The following is a 19,298-nucleotide window of genomic DNA, read 5'->3' on the forward strand; positions in this document are numbered from 1 at the left end:
CGTTGAGACTTCGCCAAGGCCAAAAAACTGCCCTCATCACCTTGATCTGCAGCGTCGAGACTTCGCCAAGGCCAAAAAACTGCCCAGGTGGCGATGCCACCCTCGAATTTTATACTACTCATAGATCAAAGAAACTCAAGCCCCTGCGGGCTTGAGTTTCTTTACTCCTCTTAAACCATAACTTTGCAAATATCGTTCGTGAATTCTACCGGATCCTGAATCGGCAAGCCTTCGATCAGCAGCGCTTGATTGTACAGCAAGGTCGTATAGAGGTTCAATTTCTCCTGATCCTTCTCGTGTGCAGCTTTCAAAGATTGGAACACCGCGTGGTTAATGTTGATTTCGAGCACCTTGTCCGCTTTCACGTTAGGATTATTCGGCATGGCGTTCAATATTTTTTCCATTTCTATCGTGACTTCGCCTTCCGTAGATAAGCATACGGGGTGGGTTTTTAATCTTTTGGATGCCCTGACGGTTTTCACTTTGTCCGATAGGATGGTTTTCATCGATTCGAACAGTTCTTTATTGTCGTTCTCGTCCGAATTCGTTTCTTTATCCTTTTCATCCGCATCAATCCCTAAGTCGCCGCTGGATACGGATTTGAATTGTTTGTCCTTGTAGGACATGAGCATCTTGATCGCGAATTCGTCGATCTCATCGGTGAAGTATAGGATCTCGTACCCTTTGTCGGATACCAGCTCGGTTTGTGGAAGCTTCTCGATTCTCTCGTTCGTTGCTCCGGAAGCATAATAAATGAATTTCTGATCTTCCGGCATTCTGGAGACGTATTCGTCTAAAGTGACCGGCTTCTTCTCCGTGGACGAATAGAACATCAGCAAGTCCTGCAAGACATCCTTATGCATTCCGTAGTCGCTGTAAATCCCGTATTTCAATTGTCTGCCGAAGGATTTGTAAAACTCGTCGTACTTCTCTCTCTCATCCTTCAATAAACTTAGCAGTTGGCTCTTGATTTTACTTTGGATGTTCTTCGCGATCAGCTTTAATTGGCGGTCATGCTGCAGCATCTCGCGCGAGATGTTAAGGGACAAGTCTTCCGAATCTACCATCCCTTTAACGAAGCTGAAAAAGTCGGGCAGCAAATCAGCGCATTTATCCATGATCAATACGCCATTGGAATACAGCTCTAATCCTTTTTCATATTCCTTGGAGTAATAATCGAACGGAATGCTTCCCGGAATATATAGGATGGCATTATATCTAACGGCGCCATCGGCGCTCAGATGAATATGCTTAATCGGCTTATCGAAACCGTAACGCTTCTCCGAATAAAATTGATCGTAATCTTCCGGAGTGAGCTCGCTTTTATTTTTCTTCCAGATCGGAATCAAGCTGTTGACGGTTTGTTCTTCTTCATAATCCTCGAATTCATTTTCGCTGCCTTCTTTAGGCCTTTTACCGACAACGTCCATCTTGATCGGATATCTGATGAAATCGGAATATTTTTTGATAATCGCTTTTAAGCGATACACTTCCAAATACTCGTCGTAACTGTCATCTTCCGTGTTCTCTTTTATTTTCAGGAAAACTTCTGTCCCTACCGTATCCTTCTCAACCGGCTCAATCGTGTACCCGTCCGCGCCAGTGGATTCCCATTTGTACGCGGTGTCGCTGTCCAATGCTTTGCTTATTACCGTAACCACGTCGGCTACCATGAAAGCGGAATAGAAGCCAACGCCGAATTGACCGATAATGTCGTGTCCGTCCTTGGATTCGTTCTCTTTCTTGAACGCCAGCGAGCCGCTCTTAGCGATGATTCCAAGGTTGTTCTCCAGATCTTCCTTGGTCATGCCGATACCGGTATCTCGGATGGTCAATGTTCTGTTCGCCTTATCGGCGACTACTTTAATATAATAATTGTCTTTGTCGAAAACCAAGTTCTCATCGGTTAACGCTTTGTAGTAAATCTTGTCGATCGCATCGCTGGCATTGGAAATCAATTCTCTGAGGAAGATCTCTTTTTGCGTATAAATGGAGTTGATCATCATTTCCAAAAGTCTTTTGGATTCCGCTTTAAACTGTTTCTTTGACACGTATAGCTCTCCTTTCGATATCGCAAATCTGGGGTAACGTAAGTTTAAGATCATTCATAGTTTAGCACTCAATTCATCAGAGTGCTAATTCTTATTTTTATATATCATATCCGCAAATTAAATGTCAACACTTTAACAAACACTTTAACAAACGCGGACACGAGTTTGCTCCCTCTAATAAGACAAAGCACCTCATGAATTGAGATGCTTTGTCTTATTATTCGTACCGGAATCAGATATACGACCCGTAATCGTATTGCTGGGGCATGCAGCTTCCTTTCTCGGAGAAAATAAGGCTATATTCGGCGCTTGCTCCCCGTCGGATACACTTCAGCACGATCCGGTTCTCCCCTTTTCGCAGCTTGATCCCCCTATGGTGCTTGTTCTCGGCGGTCCACCAATCCCGCTCATCGGAGGCGCTGATTTCTTCGTCGTTGATCCATAACCGATAACCGTCCGTATGGCCGACCATGACATGCACCTCTCGGTCTTCAGGGCAATGCAATCGCCTCTCCGCGTATGCTACGCAGGGTCCCTGATAGCCGAAAAAATCACTTACGGAGAATAGATCCTCTCTCAAGTTAACTAGCTTATACTCCGGTTGGTCAGCCAAGTAATCCTTGTCCGAGTCTACGACCGCGTTCAAGTGATATTGCCTGACCGCGTCCACGGAATGGTCGGGATTCGCAAATCCGAGATCCTGCTTACTGTACCATTCGCCAAGTTCGGTTGGCCGGAAGCTTACGGCGTTCTCCCAGAAGGGACCGTATATTTTCCATACCTGCGCCCCGTTCAAGCCGAATTCGTAAGCATAGCTTTGGCCGTCTCCGGACAGTTGCAGCTTCATTCGGTTGCATTCCTGAAGCAGCGTTAGGCTCTCGGGAACGGTAAAGGTGATCGGAACTGATATACCGTTTGCATCGAGACGGAGAGTGCGGGGCTGCCAATCGCTTATCCATCCTTCCGGGACTTCAAGCTCCGCCTTGAATGTCATATCCGGAACTTGAGCATACGCTTTGTTCAAATTCAGGGTTATTCGTTTACTCTCTCCCAAGCCGATCACCGGATCGCCGTGGTAGTCCACCGAATACTCCAAGTCATGAATCCGCTCCGTTGGAACGGGAATGAATGCGGGCGCTCCTGCGAATTCGACTAAAGCGTTGCGTTCCATAGCCATCGTCAATCCTACCCGGCACGTATCGTCGGCAAGCGTCTCCAGATTATTGTCGGAGCGCGTAACGTCTATGCCCAGAACGTAGCTTGTATCGTAAAAATCGTAAGTTTCCTTTAAGTATGCGGCACCTTGGATAATCCCGAGCAGGGCGCCAGCCGTTGCGCAGCTGCAATCGGTATCGTAACCGCAGTTCAACGCGATCATAGTAGAATCCAGAAAATGTCCTTGTCCGCAGATCAGCGCCACAAGCGTGAATGCCGTGTTCTGGTACAGGTTGGTGCAGTCCGGATGGCCGTATTCGCGTATAATCCGTTCACGAACCTTCACCCAATCGCGTTCGGATTCGCACCACTTGAACGTGTCCTCAACCGCTTGCCGGATTCGAGTACGCTTGGGCAAATAAGCTAGTCCAATCTCGAATAACGTAGGCAGATCGGATTCGAAGAACGCCGCCGACTCGATCGCCGCCCAGAACTGCTCCGTGTATACCGAGTCGCCTTCATGGTCCATAATGCCGTCTTTAGCCGCGAACTCGGCCGCAAGCTCGGGATTTCCCGGGGAGATGCAAGCCCAAATCTCGGCCCGAATTGGACAACCCATACCGTTAACATAGTAACGGTTATTGAAAGCGCCGGATACTGGGGGATGAATGCCCCGTGCGAAATTTTTCATGAACACCCCGTATTCGCCGGGCGCATAAGGGCATTGATTATGAAAAGCCTCCGCGAGGTCGTCGGTGTTAAAATAGATGCCCTTCTTCTCCATAACCTCAAGCCATAACACCTGAAGCTCCAAATCGTCATTCGGCAGCATTTCCTTAATCGCCTTCGGGTCGTACTCATAATGAAACAGCTCTTTGCGGCCTTCATAAGGAGCACCGACAGTTCCAGCAATACTCTTACCGAGCCACGCGCCGAAAACCTTATCCCGGTAAGTCTCGTACGTTAACGTTTTTTTCATTGTTGTTCTCCTTCGAAGGTGGATGGAATAAGTGTTACCTTCATTGTAAGAACCGGAGAACTGAAATCCTATGCCGTTTTCTTGGATTTATTTTCACTATTCTACGATTATCCGCGCGGAATCAGTTGTTTGTAAGCTCTAGGCGACCTGCCCTCGGCTATGCTGAACAAAGCTTTGAGGTATAAGGAGAAAGGCGGTCATTTCGGAAAAGTGTGCATTAAAATTTAATTATCCTTTTTCTTCCTGTAACAACTTCTTTATCTCCATCAAATCATCTTTGACTTCACTTCTAAATTGAGCGAAATCGGATTCAAGTCTATGTAAATGTCCCTGCATATCGTCGATTTCCTGCTCCGCTTTGTAATTAATGGCATAATCGATTACCGACTCTCTTTTGTCCCTTGCCGTTTGCCTATTTTGGCTCATCATGATGATCGGCGCTTGAAAGCCCGCAAGAAAAGAGAGAACCAAATTCAATAAAATAAATGGCGCTTCATCAAAATGAATGACTTTCGTGAAAGATAAGGAATTGATAACGATCCATAATACAAGAATTGCAAAGAATAGGATAATAAATCGCCAACTGCCGCCGAACGATGCTATTTTATCGGCGAATTTATCGGACCATTTCGTTGATTTAATGTACTCTTCATTCAAATGCCCATGAATGCGGCTTTCAAATTCGGCGACTAGCAGATTTACTCGTTTGTTATAGTCCGTTAAATCGTTTGAAATATCATTTTCCACAATTCTCGCCCCAATTTCGATTTGGCTTAACTTGATAATAACTATTCTAGATAACGAGCACGTGATATTACCGCTAATAAAATATTAACTCAGGTATATACATACCTGAGTTAATTCCGTTTTAACCTATTTTTCTTCTCGACCATTGTTGAGTTGCATTTTTATTTTATCGAAAACCTCATCGTGGCCATATCGGATATCGGAGTTCTTCGCTTCGAGCTCTGCCTCATTCAGCTTAATAAAAATCTCGTTTCCATGCTGAAAATTCTCATATTGCTCAATGCTCATGACAGCCTCCCTTTTTATATCCTCATTTTATCATTATTATGATAGTTCATCAATTTTCGATTCAGTTCTTCTATAGCAGGCTCTAATAATGTTTTCGTTTATGGAAATAATGTATTAGCAAGCTACATAATAAGTGGGTGAAATTCTGTGAAAACATTAAATCCACGACTGGAATCAAATTTACAGCAAATTGTCGATGCACTTGGAAACAGCACTGATTTGGTCATTCGAAGGTTTCATATCGGTCTATGCGATTCAATTCAAACAGGTATCGTTTATATGCAAGGACTAGCTAAATCGGAAGCTGTCGATCGGATCATGGAAGCACTCTTCATTCATACGAGAAGTACTTCAATCCGTTTGCATGATAAGGTCGGTCCAAACATCATCCGGTTTTTCAAGGACTCTATACTCCCTGTCGGAGGAATGAAGGAGACGGATGACTTTAACACCCTGATCGCCTGCATTTTATCGGGAGAAACGATTATATTGGTTGACGAATGCGACTTGGCTTTAAGAGTTACGAACACCCAAGGATGGGAAAAACGAGCTATTGAAGAGCCTGCAAGCCAATCTGTAGTGAGAGGGCCTAGACGCATTGAGGTGGTTTTAACGACCATCTGGTTTATTACGATTTTTTTCAGGCTGTGCAGTTTATTTTACATTTCGACTATAGGTATTGCCCAAACGTTGAAATTGCGTGAGTATAAATTTTTAATCAATCCATTAAGCATTATCCTGATCATTATTGCGTTGATATCATTTCCGAACGTGGTGTTCTACCAACAAGCCGTTCTGCTATGGCCTATCTATGCTTCAAATTTTGAAGTTTTTCTGCCTTTGCTAATACTGGCGGCGTATGTTTTCAAAAAAATGTTGAAAAAATATCGATAGAAAGTGAAAGGACCAGAGCGCTTTCCCCTGGTCCTTCATCCTCTTTCCCGTGGTTCGTCATCCTTATTGATTCACTTTATAATTCACTTCCGGGTATTTGGCGGCTAATCTTTGGAGCTCGGAATCGTCTTTTCCTTTCAAATACCGGTCGAAAAAGGCAACACTGAATTCGTTTATGATACGATGGTCCCGTCGCGGATCTGCGCCGCCCAACCCTAGCCATGGAGAGAATAACGCAAGATCGGAGTAGCTTGCATGCTTCGAACCCGGAATAAGGAGGGATAAACCGCCGCCTGCTAAAGCATAGCCCGATTTGAGCTTATATTCTTTCCTGGGAGCTTCAAACTCTTCGCGGGTTCCCACCCCTTTCTGTTTCGCGACATCATCGTAAGAGATCATCACCTTATTATACGTCTCTTCTGAATACATCATAAAGAATGGCTTTCCAAATCCTTTTTCGGAAACGGGCGGACCATAAAACCCGCCGTCCATACTTAGGGCAGCCTTCACGCGCGGATCATTCTTCATCAATTGCAGCGTAACGGCTCCCCCGAACGAATGTCCAAGCATGCCGATTCGTTCAATATCGATTTTGCTGGTAAAGCGGCCTTTAGAATCGTTCTTGTTAAGCTTCTCCACTTGATCGAGTACAAAGGCAGCATCGGCGGTCCAAAGCGGTATATGCTTTCCGTACTCGGCATTAGAGGTCAAGTCGCGGTCGGTTTTGCTAATGGCTGCGTGTCCGTCAGGAAATACGGAGGCCGCAGCTTCATAAGCATAATCGATGCCCACAACGATATAACCATGGCTTGCAAGTTCCTCCACCTGGTACATATTTTGATTGCGAAATCCGTTCATCCCATGTGAAAAAATCAATACGGGATAACGGCTTTCCGAATCCGAAAGCTTGGCTTCCAGCAAAGAATACGTTTTGACCAGCCCAAGATGGCTGAACGTGAAAGCCGGGAGGTCCAACATTTTTGATGAAATAGCTCCTGTCATTTTCGACGCATTTTGGAGATAAGGGCTCCGCTTATCCCCGCCGCCTTCGGCTGCAGGGTACCAAATTTGCACCATCAATTCACGCCGATCATCCGGGTTCTCCGTATAAGATTCTCCCCGCTGTTCATCTACCCAGTGAAACACCGTCGTTCCGACCGGATAAGGCCCCGTCGGTTTCACAAACGAGAATACAGGCATGACCGCTGGCAGTGCGACCGAGACCAACAAATATACAGTCAATAACACCGCTTGAATCGTGACCGCAATCTTGCTTCTGCCGCCCTCCTTGCGCTTGCCTAAGAAGAAGTAAGCCGTCAAAATCAATGGAGTCAAGTACGCCGGAATCATCTGCCAACGCCCGCCCTCCACGACAAGCTGCACAATAACCAACCCGAAAGCAATTGCCAGAGGCATGACGGAACCCCGTCCGGACTTCTTATTCGCGATGAAAGCCCAATACAGCAGGCCAAAATTGATCGCGATCAAACCTAATTCAAATATCCTCATGTTTATCTCCCTCGCCTTTTAATTAACTAGACTCATCCTATATAAAAAAGATAAAGACAAAACGGAGGATAATCTGAATTTTTTCTAAAGAATTCGAAATGAGTGCGGTGGAGTTGTGGCTGAATGAAAAAACGAGAAGATCCGGAGGACTTGCCCCGCATCTTCTCGTTTTGTAAATCATGGGTTGTTCTCAGTTATTACTTACTTGCTCTTTTGCGCCAACATCTTAAGCAGAACCGACACAGCTTCTGCTCTTGATGTAAGCAAACCGTGGGTTAGAATCGAATGAGTAGATTATATCTCATTTATCCGTAAAGGATTATTAATATTTGCGGCTTAACTGGAAACAAAAGGATTGTTTGACCCGTCTATACTTTCGAGGTGGTCATGGTGAACAAAAGAACGTTAGCCTTTTCCCTATGCTTCGCGATTATCTTATTGGCGGGGTCTCTCCTAAAGCCGCAAGCCGTCCATGCATGCTCGTGCGCGGCTCCCGAGTCCGCCGAGAAACAAGTAAGAAAAGAGCTTGAACACAAGTCCGCAATCTTCGCGGGCACGGTGGTTAAAGTCACTCCTCCGCGTTTTAATATCATCATGTCATCCGCGGACCTAGTCAAAGTTACTTTTAAAGTTTCCCGGGTGTGGAAGGGGGAGCTCGGAAGGCAAGCTGTCGTCTATACGGCTATGAGCTCTGCCAGTTGCGGAATCGAGAATTTCCAAGTCGGCACGAAGTATATCGTGTCTGCTTACAAGGATTCGAAGCCGCTGGAAACGAATATTTGCGACTTAACCAAGCCCCTGGCATCTGCCGGAGCCGAGTTGGCCATTCTTGGCGACGGATACGAGCCGACTAACCAAGCGCTGGATCAGGTCGATCTTTCTCCTATGTCGATTATCGTCATCCTAGCTACGATCATTTTCGGAAGCGCCATCGTTGTCAAGATCGTTAGGCATCGTCGCAGATATAGACCATAAATCGCTAGTATTTGTTTGTAAACAATGAAAAAAGAGTTATCCCTCAAGCATCTCTCACACATGCAGGATAACCCTACTTTTACCTTCTACTATGTCAAGTTTCTTGATTGCGGCTCTAGTCCTTAACCAGCTTCATCCCTCAGCCTCTCATCAAGTAATAGGAATGCTTCCCGTAACCTCTCTTGAGGCAGCGAAGCATACCGATCACCGATATTGACCTCGAACATGCAACTCTTCTCGCCTATCTCCCTAAGCGAACTCGTGAATCCGACATCCGTTAGTTCGCAGACGGCGATGAAGATCGGCTCTAGCTTCTCCTTCGGCATCTCCACATAAACATGAAACATATTCGATACAGGTACTTGAGGAATCGTAAAGATGGCATGACATTGGTTGTACTGCGACGCAAGTTCTTTCGCTTCCCTATAATACTGCTCCATTCTAGGAAGCCGCTGCTTCATATAATAATCCGCGCTGAGGATATAGGGATACAGGCTGATCAAATCTCCGCCGTGGCGTCTCTTCCATATTTTCGATTGCTCCGCAAACTCTCGACCTCCCGCCAGAATGGCACCCGCTATTCCGCCAAGCCCTTTATAGAATGAAATATATACGCTGTCGAATAGCTGACAGAGCTCCTCGGCCGATTTGCCGTAAAAAGGGAGGATTTCAAACAGTCGAGCTCCATCAAGATGCAGCTTTATGCCCTTATCGCGACAATGCACCGATATCGCTTCCAACTCTGTGTACTCCGGCAGCTGTCCGCCAATCTCACGTTGCGGCAGTTCCAGCAGCAAGCAAGCTATGTCCTCCTTCAAGCTCAGCACATCCGTTAAAAGGACCGGTCGGGTCTCATCTGCCAGAAGCACTGGCTCCAAGCGATGCAGCTCTTTCATACCGTCCTTCTCATGGATTTCAAGATGGGATAGAGGGTGATACGCCACTTTCCGCAAACCCGCTTCATCGCACCAAATACGGAGGGCGATTTGCTGTGCCATCGTTCCGCTTGGAAAGAACACCGCCGTTGGTTTGCCTAGCAGTTGCGCCATTCCCTCCTGAAATTCCTCGATGATCGACCCCGAACCGTACATATCGCTGTCGAGATCTCCATCGCATTGTTCCAATGCTTCTTTCAACACTTGCACATTCCGTTTGCCGTGGCCGATGGTTGGGTAGCTGGCGTGCTTATACGCCTCGGACAGACTTGTATATTTTTTCATAATGTATTCTCCCTCTAGACCTGATAACACTACGTCGCTCCTCTTACTTTTCGAGTAATCCGCTCTCATTTTACCATGACAACGAATCGGATGCGCGATTGCACGCAAATAACCCCTGCGGCATCCGCCGCAGGGGTTTCGAATGGATTTTATTTCTTCTAGCCGGACGAAATCTTTACGGAGAGACCTCTAGATCGAATTTCTCGGCAACCTTGAGCAGGTATCCTTCGACCCGGTCGAAATCGCCGATCTTGTTGCTCGTAATGACGAACGGCTCCTCCAAACCTCGAACGTGAACTACTATGCCCTTCATTTCGACCGTCCGCAGCAGCTTTCGCACGGGCTCCTTCACCATGACCAGTCGATCCAGCTTGTCGTACTTGATGTGGGTAGGCTCGTTCTCCTTCTCTATCTTTAGCACCATCTCATCCGCGTCCAAGTTGACATCAACTGCCTTCAGCACTTTTATCGCCTCCTGTGCAGATAGAATCTAATATCTATTGGACATATTTTTCCGTTTTCAATCAGGCAAGCTTAATCATACCCTCTTCCGACCGGCTATCTTCTCTTTTATAAGCAGCGGGTTTCTGCCCAGCACCTCGGCCGCCTGGATGCCATGTATGAATCTCCTGCTGAATAGCCTTCTTCTAACGTTTTCCTTGAAGAAATTGCAAGCCCTCTCTTTGAACGGAGGTTCCAAGATACGCGGCAAACCGTTCAATACACTGGAGTATACTGTCTTTCATCGTACTGGTTACGATGACGTTGTCCTCCCACCACCAATTCTTGATCGTGAGCGGAGTGTCTTTTCTATGTTTCTGCGGTTCAAATCGAGCTACCATTTTATCGTCGTAGAGGACAGGCAGCACGTAATAACCAAATTTCCTCTCCGCAACCGGCTTATAAACTTCCCATCGATATTCAAAATCAAATAATGCTTTGATCAGATTTCGATCCCATAACAAATTGTCCAGGGGAGCCAGTATATTTGAACGTTGCCCGCTTTGCCTATCTGACAAAGTCCTGTTAAGAAGCTCTTCGTCCGCACTTCGTATATATAAGGGATGCTCCAGCCCTTCCACATTAATTTCAATTACCCTATTCTCATTCAACAATCTCTTAAAAGCTTCATTTCGCTGCTGGCTCTTCATTCCGCTAATACCCAGCCAAGCGTCGCTTGGTCGGTTCCATAACAGTCCCACACTGCCGATACGGCGAAGGATGTACCAATCGTAATATTGCTCATTAGACTGAAAGGGATCCGGTGCGGAATACATTTCTCTAGGAACATGTCTTTCCGCCAAGTCATAATATTTGCGGGTGTTGATCTTATGATGAATCATCAGATGTCCGGCATGATACATTCCTTCCAATGCGGCCCTGGACAGCCTAGTGGGTCCCCACGCCCAGTTGACCTTCTCCTTGTACTGAAGATCTCCGGAGCAAAGAATCCCTCGATTCTTGATGTCGTCATATACTCGATCCACAGTATCTTTATGAGCCGTGCACCAAGCTTGGTAGCCCTCTCGGCGTCTCCGGAAATAAGGCCAATCCTCTATGGGGAAGATGGCCATATTTTTATCCCAATAATCAATAAGTTCACGTTTCTCATACAACAATTCCCACAGCATATGGCGATTAAAATCCTTGATCCGGCTCTGCAGAACAAGTTCAGGATTCATCCCTACAACATTGAGCGGATCGAACTGAATGCATCCGACACGACGGATGTAGGACATGATCCCTTCCGTACCCATAAGATCAAAATCGCCGTACAATCGGTGATAAGACAATAAAAATCTTTTGGCTTGTAATGTAGTTAGCTTAATAGGAGCCAAGGTATCTTCACCTCATACGAGAATAGGAACTCTTGTTCCCCAATTATATCCCGCATTTCTCCAATTGAGCAAGCGATTTATGAATTTCGCCCGATTTAAGTAAGTTTACCCAGCAGACGGCTCTATCGATTTTTCCCGCTCCTTGGAAGGTTTTTGATCGTAATGGCTCAGCAGTTCAGCGACATATTCGGCTCTAAATCGAAACGAAAATCCGGAACACGCTGTTAGTCGTTGTCCCGGATTTTCGTCAATGAATAATTTCCTTAAAAATATCGCCGACGGCAAAAGCCACGCAAGGCAGCTTGTCCGAAGCAACGCTGTCATCGCCCTCGAACAGATTGTGCAACTCATACCGCTCGCCGTCATCCAGCCGATACTGCTCCAATGTACGTGCGTTCGGATCGATGACCCAATACTCCAATACATCGAATCGCTCGTACACCTTCATCTTTTTCATCCGATCGCGACTGCGGGAGCCCGGGGAGACAATTTCCACGACCAGATCGGGCGGTCCTTCAACGCCTCTTTCCGTGACGATATGCAGACGGCTGCGGTGTATCATCATGATGTCCGGCTGAACGACATTCGTGTCGCTCAAGATCACATCGAATGGCGCAGAGTAGATCAAATAATCCGATTTGCAGCTTTGCTTTAATAAGAAAGCCAGTTCCCCGCTTACGGATTGATGGGCTTCTGACGGTCCCGGAGACATCAACTCCAGTACCCCGTCGATCACCTCGTACCGCTTTCCGTCATCCGGCATCTCAGCATAGATGTCATAGGTGGCCTGCCCCTCCTTGATCCGGTCTGCCGCTTTTTTCTTCTTGTCCATTCTCATCGCCCCTACGAAAAAAATAACACCCCAGCAAAGCAACACATCTCGTGTTTTACTTTGTGAGGTGCTTCCCCGACATTTCGATGACTTCATTATGACCTAATCGGCGTCCGGCTGTCAATTCGGCTCTCGTCCCGGACTAAGGCTTCATAGAAACCGTTCCTTTAACATCTGGATGATCTCTTTTTATTTTATATTAATAGAACGTTCAATCGAAGCACAATACCTTCCATCCTCTACTTGCCCTGTTGAGCCAGCATTTTCAGCAGAACCGTTACAGCCTCTGCTCTTGTTGCTTGGGCGTTGGGATTAAATTGGTTTGTTCCTGTACCTTCCATAAGGCCAAGCTTCTTTATTGCTGCTACTGCGCCTTTCGCCCATGACGGAATATTCTTGTCATCTGCGAAGCTGGTTGCAGCGCTCGATTCGATAGACAGCTTAAGCGCATTCGCGATCATCGCTGCCATCTCTGCGCGCGTAATTTCGGCATTCGGGCGGAACGAGCCATCCTTGTAGCTTTTAGTAATGCCAGCTTGTACCGCTTGCGCTACTGCTTTCTGTGCCCAGGCTCCGATCTTTGTCGTTGTAAAAGTCAGCTCCGTTGCTTCTCCTTGCGGCTTCAACGCATTCATCAGTATGACTGCGAATTCCGCACGCGTTACGGTTTTGCCCGGCTTAAATGTTCCGTCGGCGAACCCCTTAACAAGGCCGATGCTTACCGCTTGCTTGATGCTTGCCTCCGCCCGTTTCCGGAGATATCGCTGAATTTAACATCCGCTGCCGGATCTGTTGTTGGCGTATCCGTTTGCCCTACAGCTATTACCGCATACTTCGTAAAATGATTGACATCTACGGTGATTTTATTTCCGCTTACCTTTCCGCCGACTTCAACCCATTCTTTCTTCTCTTCGTCCTAATAGAATACGACCGGCTTTTGATTGCCCTTCAAGCTTGCCGGATCGAAAGCAAAGGTCAACGTGACCGGTTCGGTGAAGTTCTCCGTAAAGTTTTTCAGTATCTCAAAGATCGCGCTGGCTAAAACTTCATTATTTGTCAGAAAATTTTGAATATTCAATAACTTTTCTATCGTTAATTTCAGTTCCTTGCCTGTAGCATCTGCCTGAATAGTGACTGTTACCTCATGATTCAAGCTAACCTCACTGCTCCACCTGTCCACCGCAGGACGGCAAACCGATAAGCGCGACCATTCAATCCTTCGGATTCATAGTATAAGAGGAGGTTAAGCGATATTCGAAAGCTGAGTTTTCTCCCCCATTTGGGGGATTTTTTTTCGCAAAATATAGGCATATAGTTATAAGGCGTATTGTCGCATAATGTCTAAGATAATTGTGCTATTGTACTATTTTGGACTATTTCATCTAAAAGGAGTGAAGTTTGTCGTGTTAAGAGGAAAAAGTGTAAAAAAGAAACTAGTTTCATTTGTTGTTATGGCAACTCTCGTGTTATCCGCTTTTAATATAGCGGTTTCACCCAATGTGGTACATGCAGAAGACACAGCTCCAGCCGCTACGGCTCCTGTGTTGGCCACTGTTAACCCCGTTGCTATCAGCAACGGCAACAAGACGATCACGTTGACTTTTGATCAGCCTGTGGCATTATCAACTGCAGAAAATGCACCCAGTGTACCTGTCCTAATCAAACGATCTGGTGAGGGTTCATTTGTCCAGTCGAACTTAAATGCAGCTTCAGGAGTGAGTGTAACTGGGACAACGCAAAATCAGTTGCAGTTTTCTTACGACACTCCACTGACGGGAGCAGTTAACCAAATCAGAGTGCAGGCTGGCGCAATTGTAAATGCTGATGCCTCCCTTTCTAATGCGACTATCACAACTAGCAATATCGTATTGCCTGTCGTTGACGCAACGCCGCCTCAGTATTTGGGCAATGAGATCAATACGGATAAAACAAAGATAACGTTGAAGTTCGACGAGCCTATTAAAAACAATGCGGGTGAATTGGTAGCTAACATTTACCCGGCATGCGATTGTAATCCACTCGCCTTAGCAAATACTGATCCTATTTTCATTGCTGGCAATACGATCGTAATTACCATGAGTGCAGCGCTTTCGGAAGATTACAATAACTACAATCTTAATCTCTCCAACGTAACGGATGTATCTGGAAACGTAAGTGAAACTCTAAATGCTAAGATCTATCCATTCGCTCCGAAATTAAAAAATTCTCCAGTATTACCATGGATTTATGATGCCAACTATATTAGACTTCCATTTGATCAACCGATAGTTAATGCGGGCAGTGATGCAGCATTGAAAACAGCCATTCAGATCTCAAATGATGGCGGCGTAACTTATAGCTCGCTGGATGACAACGGTCAAGTATTGATCCAGAGTAGTTCCGAGAATTCACCCCCTGATATGATTGTTTTACGCCTTCTTCCTGTTCAACAGACACCGGGTGAGTATAAAGTGAAAGTAGCTGCGGGCGCCGTTGTTAATTTAAGCGGCGTATCCATTGCTGAAACAGTAACTCCTGCGTTTACGGTTGGAGACGTTACTCCGCCGAAGCTCGTAGACGCAACAGTTAGAAATGAGGTAATCAATGAAGATGATGTCTCAATCGTAACGTTGAACTTTAATGAAAGCATAATTGACAATACCTTAGATGGCGGTACAGTAAGCTATTTAAAGAATTCTATTAGACTAACGAGAAACAATGATTACTGGGGATTTAACTCGCTCGGTGGTTTAGATACGGTTGCAATCGACTCCCATGATCCTACTAAACTTGTAATCACTTTGCATGATCCGCTTGTAGGAAACCAGAACAAGATATTTGTGTATGGAGGCGCTCTTCTTGATGCAAGCGATAATGCGTTTCCGGATATTATAACCCATTCGCTTTCAGCACCCCTGGTAGACACTGCACCACAACTGCTAAGCTCTGATATCACCAATAAGAACCACGATCTCACATTTGTTTTCGACGAAAATATTCAAGCGGTGGATGCTGCAACGTTAAAAGGTGCAGTTAAAGTAGTGTCTGGCTACAACTTTGAGCCTGATGTAGCTCATCCATTTGGTCCATTAGGCGACAATGATACGGTAACGATTGACGGCAACAAGCTCGTCATTCATTTTGCAACGGCGTTAACGGATGCAGCCAACTATGTAAGCATTGCCGCAGGTACGCTCAAAGACTCGAGCAACCATCAAGTCGGTGAGCCCATTACGAGATATTTTCAACCTAAAGATTTAACTGCGCCTGTGTTAACTGATTATTGGTTTAATGATAGTTGGACTTTATCTCATATTGATATTCTAAAGTTGTCATTCAATAAAAATCTTACGGATGCCACAATAGATGCGCATGGTGTATCCCATCTGAAAGAAAAGATTTCCTATACAATCGATCAAGGAAAGACCTATTTGCAATTAGGCCCAGAGGATTCAGCAGCCATTCGATGGGGTGATGAAATTCTCGTTATGATCCACTCTCCTCTTAGCGGGCAGGTGATCTTTAAACTGGATGCAGGCGCGGTACAAGATGATAACGGCAATGTGTTGGACTCGCCAGTAACGGTAGATGTAGGACAGGCACCGATCCGCGATACTTCAGCCAATTTCTTTAGCGATGTATCGAGCGAATTGAAATTCGTAGATAATCCGGATTGGGCAAACAAAATTCAGAAAATCGAAGTTACTCAACGGATTGGAATCATAACCAACTGGAATACTAGATATCCGATAGTAACATTGTCTGACGCAGACTATACCATTGCTTCAGGAAAAATTACGATCAAAAAAGGTGTCTTCGAGAAGGACAACTATTATCAAATCAGAATACGTGCCGATGGATATAACGATGTATATTTCAGTAATACTGCACATGTGTCTACAGAATCGTATTACATCACTCCGACCAAAATCGATAGGACGAATGGCATTACAGCAAAAGTTTCAATTGGTGATCCCAATGGTTCGGATGGTGCGACTGTCCTCTTCCAGCTTAAAAAAGATGGCGCTCCTGTCAGTATCGTTGCTATGAGCGCATCCTATTTAGATCGTGGCATATACACTGCAAATTTCAATGTTTCGGATCCTGCTTATGCTGGTTACAGCGTGCAAGCCTTCGTCGTGAGTGAATATAGTAACGATCCCGCGAACGTCGGAATCAGTCTTTCAACGGAAATGTCGCAAGCGGACTTTGATTATTGGTATTGGAATTGGGACTGACTACTGATCATATGTAGACTGTAACACGTAATAAACAGCCGAATCCGTCGCAGTGCGGCGGATTCGTTCATCTGGAAAGCGAGGAATGAAACAATGAAGCTGCGTATGCTTAGTTTGGTTCTACTATTGGCGATGTGCATGACGATTGTACCGTTAACGGCATTCGCCTCCGAGTCGGTTGCAGTAACTGGAACGACGACCCATCATCCCGGCGATTCCATTACGATTTCCGGCGGATCGGATTTTTCCCAAGTTATTATTAAGGTCCTTCGTCCTGGCAATAGCAGTGTGTTGTACTTCGATGTAGCCAAGGTGACTGCTGGACAATACTCCAGTACGTTTACGCTTGGCAGCAGCGAGCCTGTTGGAACTTATACCGTTGTAGCAGGACAAGCGAGCACTGTCGCTACGACGACATTTGCCGTCACGGCATCTGGTTCCGGCGGCACTGGCGGTACAGGTGGTGGCACCGATACTGGAACGATTGGCGGTACAGGCGGTGGCTCCGTTACGGGAACGATAACGCCCCCGGTATCAACGAAGCCAGGAGTAGTCCTTGTCGGTCTAAGCAAGAATGTGACGAGTGAAGTGAAGGCAGCCGACGGGACGGTTACAACAACCGTTACTCAAGACGCTGGAACGCTTGCAGAGGCATTCAAGCAATTAGCTGCTCAACCGAACAGTAACAACGCCCCCGTAGCCGTCATAAAGATTGACAACAAAGAAGGCTCTGTCAAAGTAAATTTGCCAGCTTCCGCACTGGCGGATGCAAGTGTTACCACACCTAATGCGCTCGTTTCGATCGAGACGAACAGCGGCAGTTACTCTCTCCCGCTTAGCATATTCGACTTCGCTTCGCTTGCCAAGAACTTAGGCGTAAGCATCAATGACCTCGTCATCCATATTGATATTTCGCCAGTGGCCCCTGATCTCAATGCTCTAATTCAAGCGAGTGCGGAGAAAGAAGGCGGCAATCGGTCAGGTGACGCTGTTGCTTTCACTATAACAGTGGGAGGCACTGGGAATAATGTCGAGCTGAATGACTTCGGAGCGACTTATGTAACGAGGACGATCCTGCTACCCAATGCAGTTGACCCGAACCATACGACAGGCGTACTATATGATCCCGGGACAGGCCAAATTTCATTCGTGCCCTCCGTATTCGGGGCTCCGAATGCGAACGGCCAAGTTGAAGCCAACTTAATGAGAAACGGAAACAGTATTTACAGCGTCATTACGATGGACAAGACATTCAGTGATATCAGCAAGCATTGGGCTAAAGCGGATATCGAGCTAATGGCTAACAAACTAATCGTCAACGGCGTTACGGATACTAAATTCGCTCCAGACAATAACATTACCCGCGCTGAATTTACGGCTTTGTTGGTTCGTGCATTAGGGTTAACCTCGGACGCCGCTTCAGCAACCTTCACAGACGTGAAAGCAAGCGATTGGTATGCCGGCTCTGTCGGATCAGCTGTTAAAGCTAAGTTAGTTACTGGCATTACCGCCAGCAGCTTCAAGCCGAACGATACCATTACGCGCGAACAAATGGCGGTTATGATAACTAGAGCCATTAGCGCTGCAGGGAAAAAAGCAACTGACCCTACTGCATCAAGCGATGCCTTGGCACAATTCAAGGACAAAGCCTCCATCGACAGTTGGGCTAAAGCTTCAATAGCACAATCCGTTGAAGCAAAAATCATTACCGGCTTGCCGGATCAGACATTCGCTCCTTCTGCCAAAGCAAGCCGCGCTCAAGCGGTTGTCATGCTGAAGCGATTGCTGAAATACGTAGACTTCATTAATTAAATCAACAATACCGTCCGAATGTGAAGCACCCCCTAGAATCGACATTGGAATAAACCCTTGGTTTATCCGATGAAATTCTAGGGGGTGCTTTTTTATGCCAGTACCTCTAATTGTTTGGCACGCTGCAGCGCTTGCACGCGATTGTTTACTTCAAGTTTTCTGTACATATTTTTGATATGTGACTTTACGGTTTCACCAGTGATGTTCAGGTATTGAGCGATCTCCTTGTTCGAAAGTCCATCCGAAATCAACAGTAAAATTCGCTTTTCTTGCTCGGTTAGTACCGGCTCGACAGCGGGGGCGAACTCCAGCTTCGACTGTACTGAGCGTTCCGAGCGTATTTCCGCAAGTGCTCTTTGGATCGTTTGGTGAAGTCTTTCTTTCGCAACAGGTTTCACGATGTAGTCGAAGGCATAGACATCGAAGGCATATAGCGCATATTCTTTGTGGGATGTTATAAAAACAAGCTTCGTCTGTATGCCGCTCTCCCGTAACCGTTGGGCAAACTCCATGCCGTCCTCCCTCGGCATGCTTATATCAACAAATACCAGATCTACCTCATGATTCACCAAATACGAGTATGCAGTCGCGGTCTCCTGGAAGCTTCCCACAATCTCGATCTCATCCACCTTAGCGAGCATACGCTTCATTATTAAGTGCATGGCCCTTTCGTCATCGATAATAACGACCTTCAAACTACTCCCCTCCTTAGTCGCTGCAAGAACTACAGTATAACGCCACCCAATGACAGCAAAATGACAGAAACTATTCCCCACTCTCG

Annotated in this window: 16 protein-coding genes and 1 pseudogene; 4 read left to right on the forward strand and 13 right to left on the reverse strand. The window is 46.1% G+C overall.

Translation table 11 applies throughout. The features are described 5' to 3' along the window. Window positions 1-170 precede the first annotated feature (170 nt). The 4 genes from htpG to K7P76_RS24765 all read right to left on the reverse strand — a co-directional run bounded on the left by htpG (window position 171) and on the right by K7P76_RS24765 (window position 5,220). Complete coding sequence (gene htpG / locus K7P76_RS24750; RefSeq protein WP_232188263.1) at window positions 171-2,051, reverse strand: molecular chaperone HtpG; 1,881 nt, start codon at window positions 2,049-2,051, stop codon at window positions 171-173. Between the two features lie 232 nt (window positions 2,052-2,283). After that, the gene (locus tag K7P76_RS24755; protein ID WP_232188265.1) at window positions 2,284-4,185 is read right to left on the reverse strand and encodes an ADP-ribosylglycohydrolase family protein; all 1,902 of its coding nucleotides are present in this window, start codon (window positions 4,183-4,185) and stop codon (window positions 2,284-2,286) included. 228 nt (window positions 4,186-4,413) lie between these two features. Further along, window positions 4,414-4,932, reverse strand: coding sequence for a DUF1003 domain-containing protein (locus K7P76_RS24760; RefSeq protein ID WP_232188268.1), 519 nt, complete (start codon window positions 4,930-4,932; stop codon window positions 4,414-4,416). A gap of 126 nt (window positions 4,933-5,058) precedes the next feature. Beyond that, the gene (locus K7P76_RS24765) at window positions 5,059-5,220 is read right to left on the reverse strand and encodes a hypothetical protein (protein ID WP_232188269.1); all 162 of its coding nucleotides are present in this window, start codon (window positions 5,218-5,220) and stop codon (window positions 5,059-5,061) included. A 147-nt stretch (window positions 5,221-5,367) separates the two neighbouring features. Here K7P76_RS24765 and K7P76_RS24770 point away from each other — a divergent pair, with 147 nt between their 5' ends. Further along, a complete protein-coding gene (locus K7P76_RS24770) occupies window positions 5,368-6,114 on the forward strand; it encodes a spore germination protein (protein WP_232188271.1) in 747 nt (248 codons plus the stop codon). A 63-nt stretch (window positions 6,115-6,177) separates the two neighbouring features. Here the strand turns inward: K7P76_RS24770 and K7P76_RS24775 are convergent, their stop codons facing one another. Further along, window positions 6,178-7,623 (reverse strand): alpha/beta hydrolase family protein, encoded by a 1,446-nt coding sequence (locus K7P76_RS24775; protein WP_232188273.1) that lies wholly within the window; start codon window positions 7,621-7,623, stop codon window positions 6,178-6,180. A gap of 387 nt (window positions 7,624-8,010) precedes the next feature. Between K7P76_RS24775 and K7P76_RS24780 the strand changes: the two genes are divergently transcribed. Then, window positions 8,011-8,598 carry a hypothetical protein gene (locus tag K7P76_RS24780; protein ID WP_232188275.1) on the forward strand — a complete coding sequence of 196 codons (588 nt, stop codon included), beginning with the start codon at window positions 8,011-8,013 and terminating at the stop codon, window positions 8,596-8,598. A gap of 122 nt (window positions 8,599-8,720) precedes the next feature. Here K7P76_RS24780 and K7P76_RS24785 read toward each other — a convergent pair whose 3' ends face one another. The 7 genes and pseudogenes from K7P76_RS24785 to K7P76_RS24810 all read right to left on the reverse strand — a co-directional run bounded on the left by K7P76_RS24785 (window position 8,721) and on the right by K7P76_RS24810 (window position 13,641). Then, entirely contained in the window at window positions 8,721-9,818 is a 1,098-nt protein-coding gene (locus K7P76_RS24785; RefSeq protein WP_232188277.1) for a threonine aldolase family protein, read from the reverse strand. Window positions 9,819-9,993: 175 nt separating this feature from the next. Beyond that, window positions 9,994-10,281, reverse strand: a complete 288-nt coding sequence (locus tag K7P76_RS24790; protein WP_232188297.1) for a hypothetical protein — start codon at window positions 10,279-10,281, stop codon at window positions 9,994-9,996. Window positions 10,282-10,465: 184 nt separating this feature from the next. Next, window positions 10,466-11,656 carry a winged helix-turn-helix domain-containing protein gene (locus K7P76_RS24795; protein WP_232188299.1) on the reverse strand — a complete coding sequence of 397 codons (1,191 nt, stop codon included), beginning with the start codon at window positions 11,654-11,656 and terminating at the stop codon, window positions 10,466-10,468. Between the two features lie 247 nt (window positions 11,657-11,903). Then, on the reverse strand, window positions 11,904-12,488 hold the full coding sequence (locus K7P76_RS24800; protein ID WP_232188301.1) for a Uma2 family endonuclease: 585 nt from the start codon (window positions 12,486-12,488) through the stop codon (window positions 11,904-11,906). 239 nt (window positions 12,489-12,727) lie between these two features. Then, entirely contained in the window at window positions 12,728-13,123 is a 396-nt protein-coding gene (locus K7P76_RS24805) for an S-layer homology domain-containing protein (protein ID WP_232188303.1), read from the reverse strand. A 21-nt stretch (window positions 13,124-13,144) separates the two neighbouring features. After that, window positions 13,145-13,258: pseudogene (locus K7P76_RS33765) on the reverse strand (S-layer homology domain-containing protein); the annotation flags it as partial. A 146-nt stretch (window positions 13,259-13,404) separates the two neighbouring features. Next, on the reverse strand, window positions 13,405-13,641 hold the full coding sequence (locus tag K7P76_RS24810; protein ID WP_232188305.1) for a hypothetical protein: 237 nt from the start codon (window positions 13,639-13,641) through the stop codon (window positions 13,405-13,407). A 250-nt stretch (window positions 13,642-13,891) separates the two neighbouring features. Here K7P76_RS24810 and K7P76_RS33525 point away from each other — a divergent pair, with 250 nt between their 5' ends. After that, a complete protein-coding gene (locus tag K7P76_RS33525; RefSeq protein ID WP_232188315.1) occupies window positions 13,892-16,705 on the forward strand; it encodes a hemoblobin-interacting domain-containing protein in 2,814 nt (937 codons plus the stop codon). A 93-nt stretch (window positions 16,706-16,798) separates the two neighbouring features. Then, complete coding sequence (locus K7P76_RS24820; RefSeq protein WP_232188317.1) at window positions 16,799-18,517, forward strand: S-layer homology domain-containing protein; 1,719 nt, start codon at window positions 16,799-16,801, stop codon at window positions 18,515-18,517. Window positions 18,518-18,609: 92 nt separating this feature from the next. On the opposite strand, the gene K7P76_RS24825 is transcribed toward K7P76_RS24820, so the two are convergent. Further along, window positions 18,610-19,212 carry a response regulator transcription factor gene (locus tag K7P76_RS24825; RefSeq protein WP_232188318.1) on the reverse strand — a complete coding sequence of 201 codons (603 nt, stop codon included), beginning with the start codon at window positions 19,210-19,212 and terminating at the stop codon, window positions 18,610-18,612. Window positions 19,213-19,298: the final 86 nt, after the last annotated feature.

This window comes from Cohnella silvisoli (genome assembly GCF_021190915.1).
GTDB lineage: Bacteria > Bacillota > Bacilli > Paenibacillales > Paenibacillaceae > Cohnella > Cohnella silvisoli.

Coding starts and splice junctions, on each gene's coding strand:
- K7P76_RS24755 (WP_232188265.1), bottom strand. CDS start 4,185: ATGAAAAAAACGTTAACGTACGAGACTTACCGGGATAAGGTTTTCGGC.
- K7P76_RS24765 (WP_232188269.1), bottom strand. CDS start 5,220: ATGAGCATTGAGCAATATGAGAATTTTCAGCATGGAAACGAGATTTTT.
- K7P76_RS24775 (WP_232188273.1), bottom strand. CDS start 7,623: ATGAGGATATTTGAATTAGGTTTGATCGCGATCAATTTTGGCCTGCTG.
- K7P76_RS24780 (WP_232188275.1), top strand. CDS start 8,011: ATGGTGAACAAAAGAACGTTAGCCTTTTCCCTATGCTTCGCGATTATC.
- K7P76_RS24785 (WP_232188277.1), bottom strand. CDS start 9,818: ATGAAAAAATATACAAGTCTGTCCGAGGCGTATAAGCACGCCAGCTAC.
- K7P76_RS24800 (WP_232188301.1), bottom strand. CDS start 12,488: ATGGACAAGAAGAAAAAAGCGGCAGACCGGATCAAGGAGGGGCAGGCC.
- K7P76_RS24805 (WP_232188303.1), bottom strand. CDS start 13,123: ATGAATGCGTTGAAGCCGCAAGGAGAAGCAACGGAGCTGACTTTTACA.
- K7P76_RS24820 (WP_232188317.1), top strand. CDS start 16,799: ATGAAGCTGCGTATGCTTAGTTTGGTTCTACTATTGGCGATGTGCATG.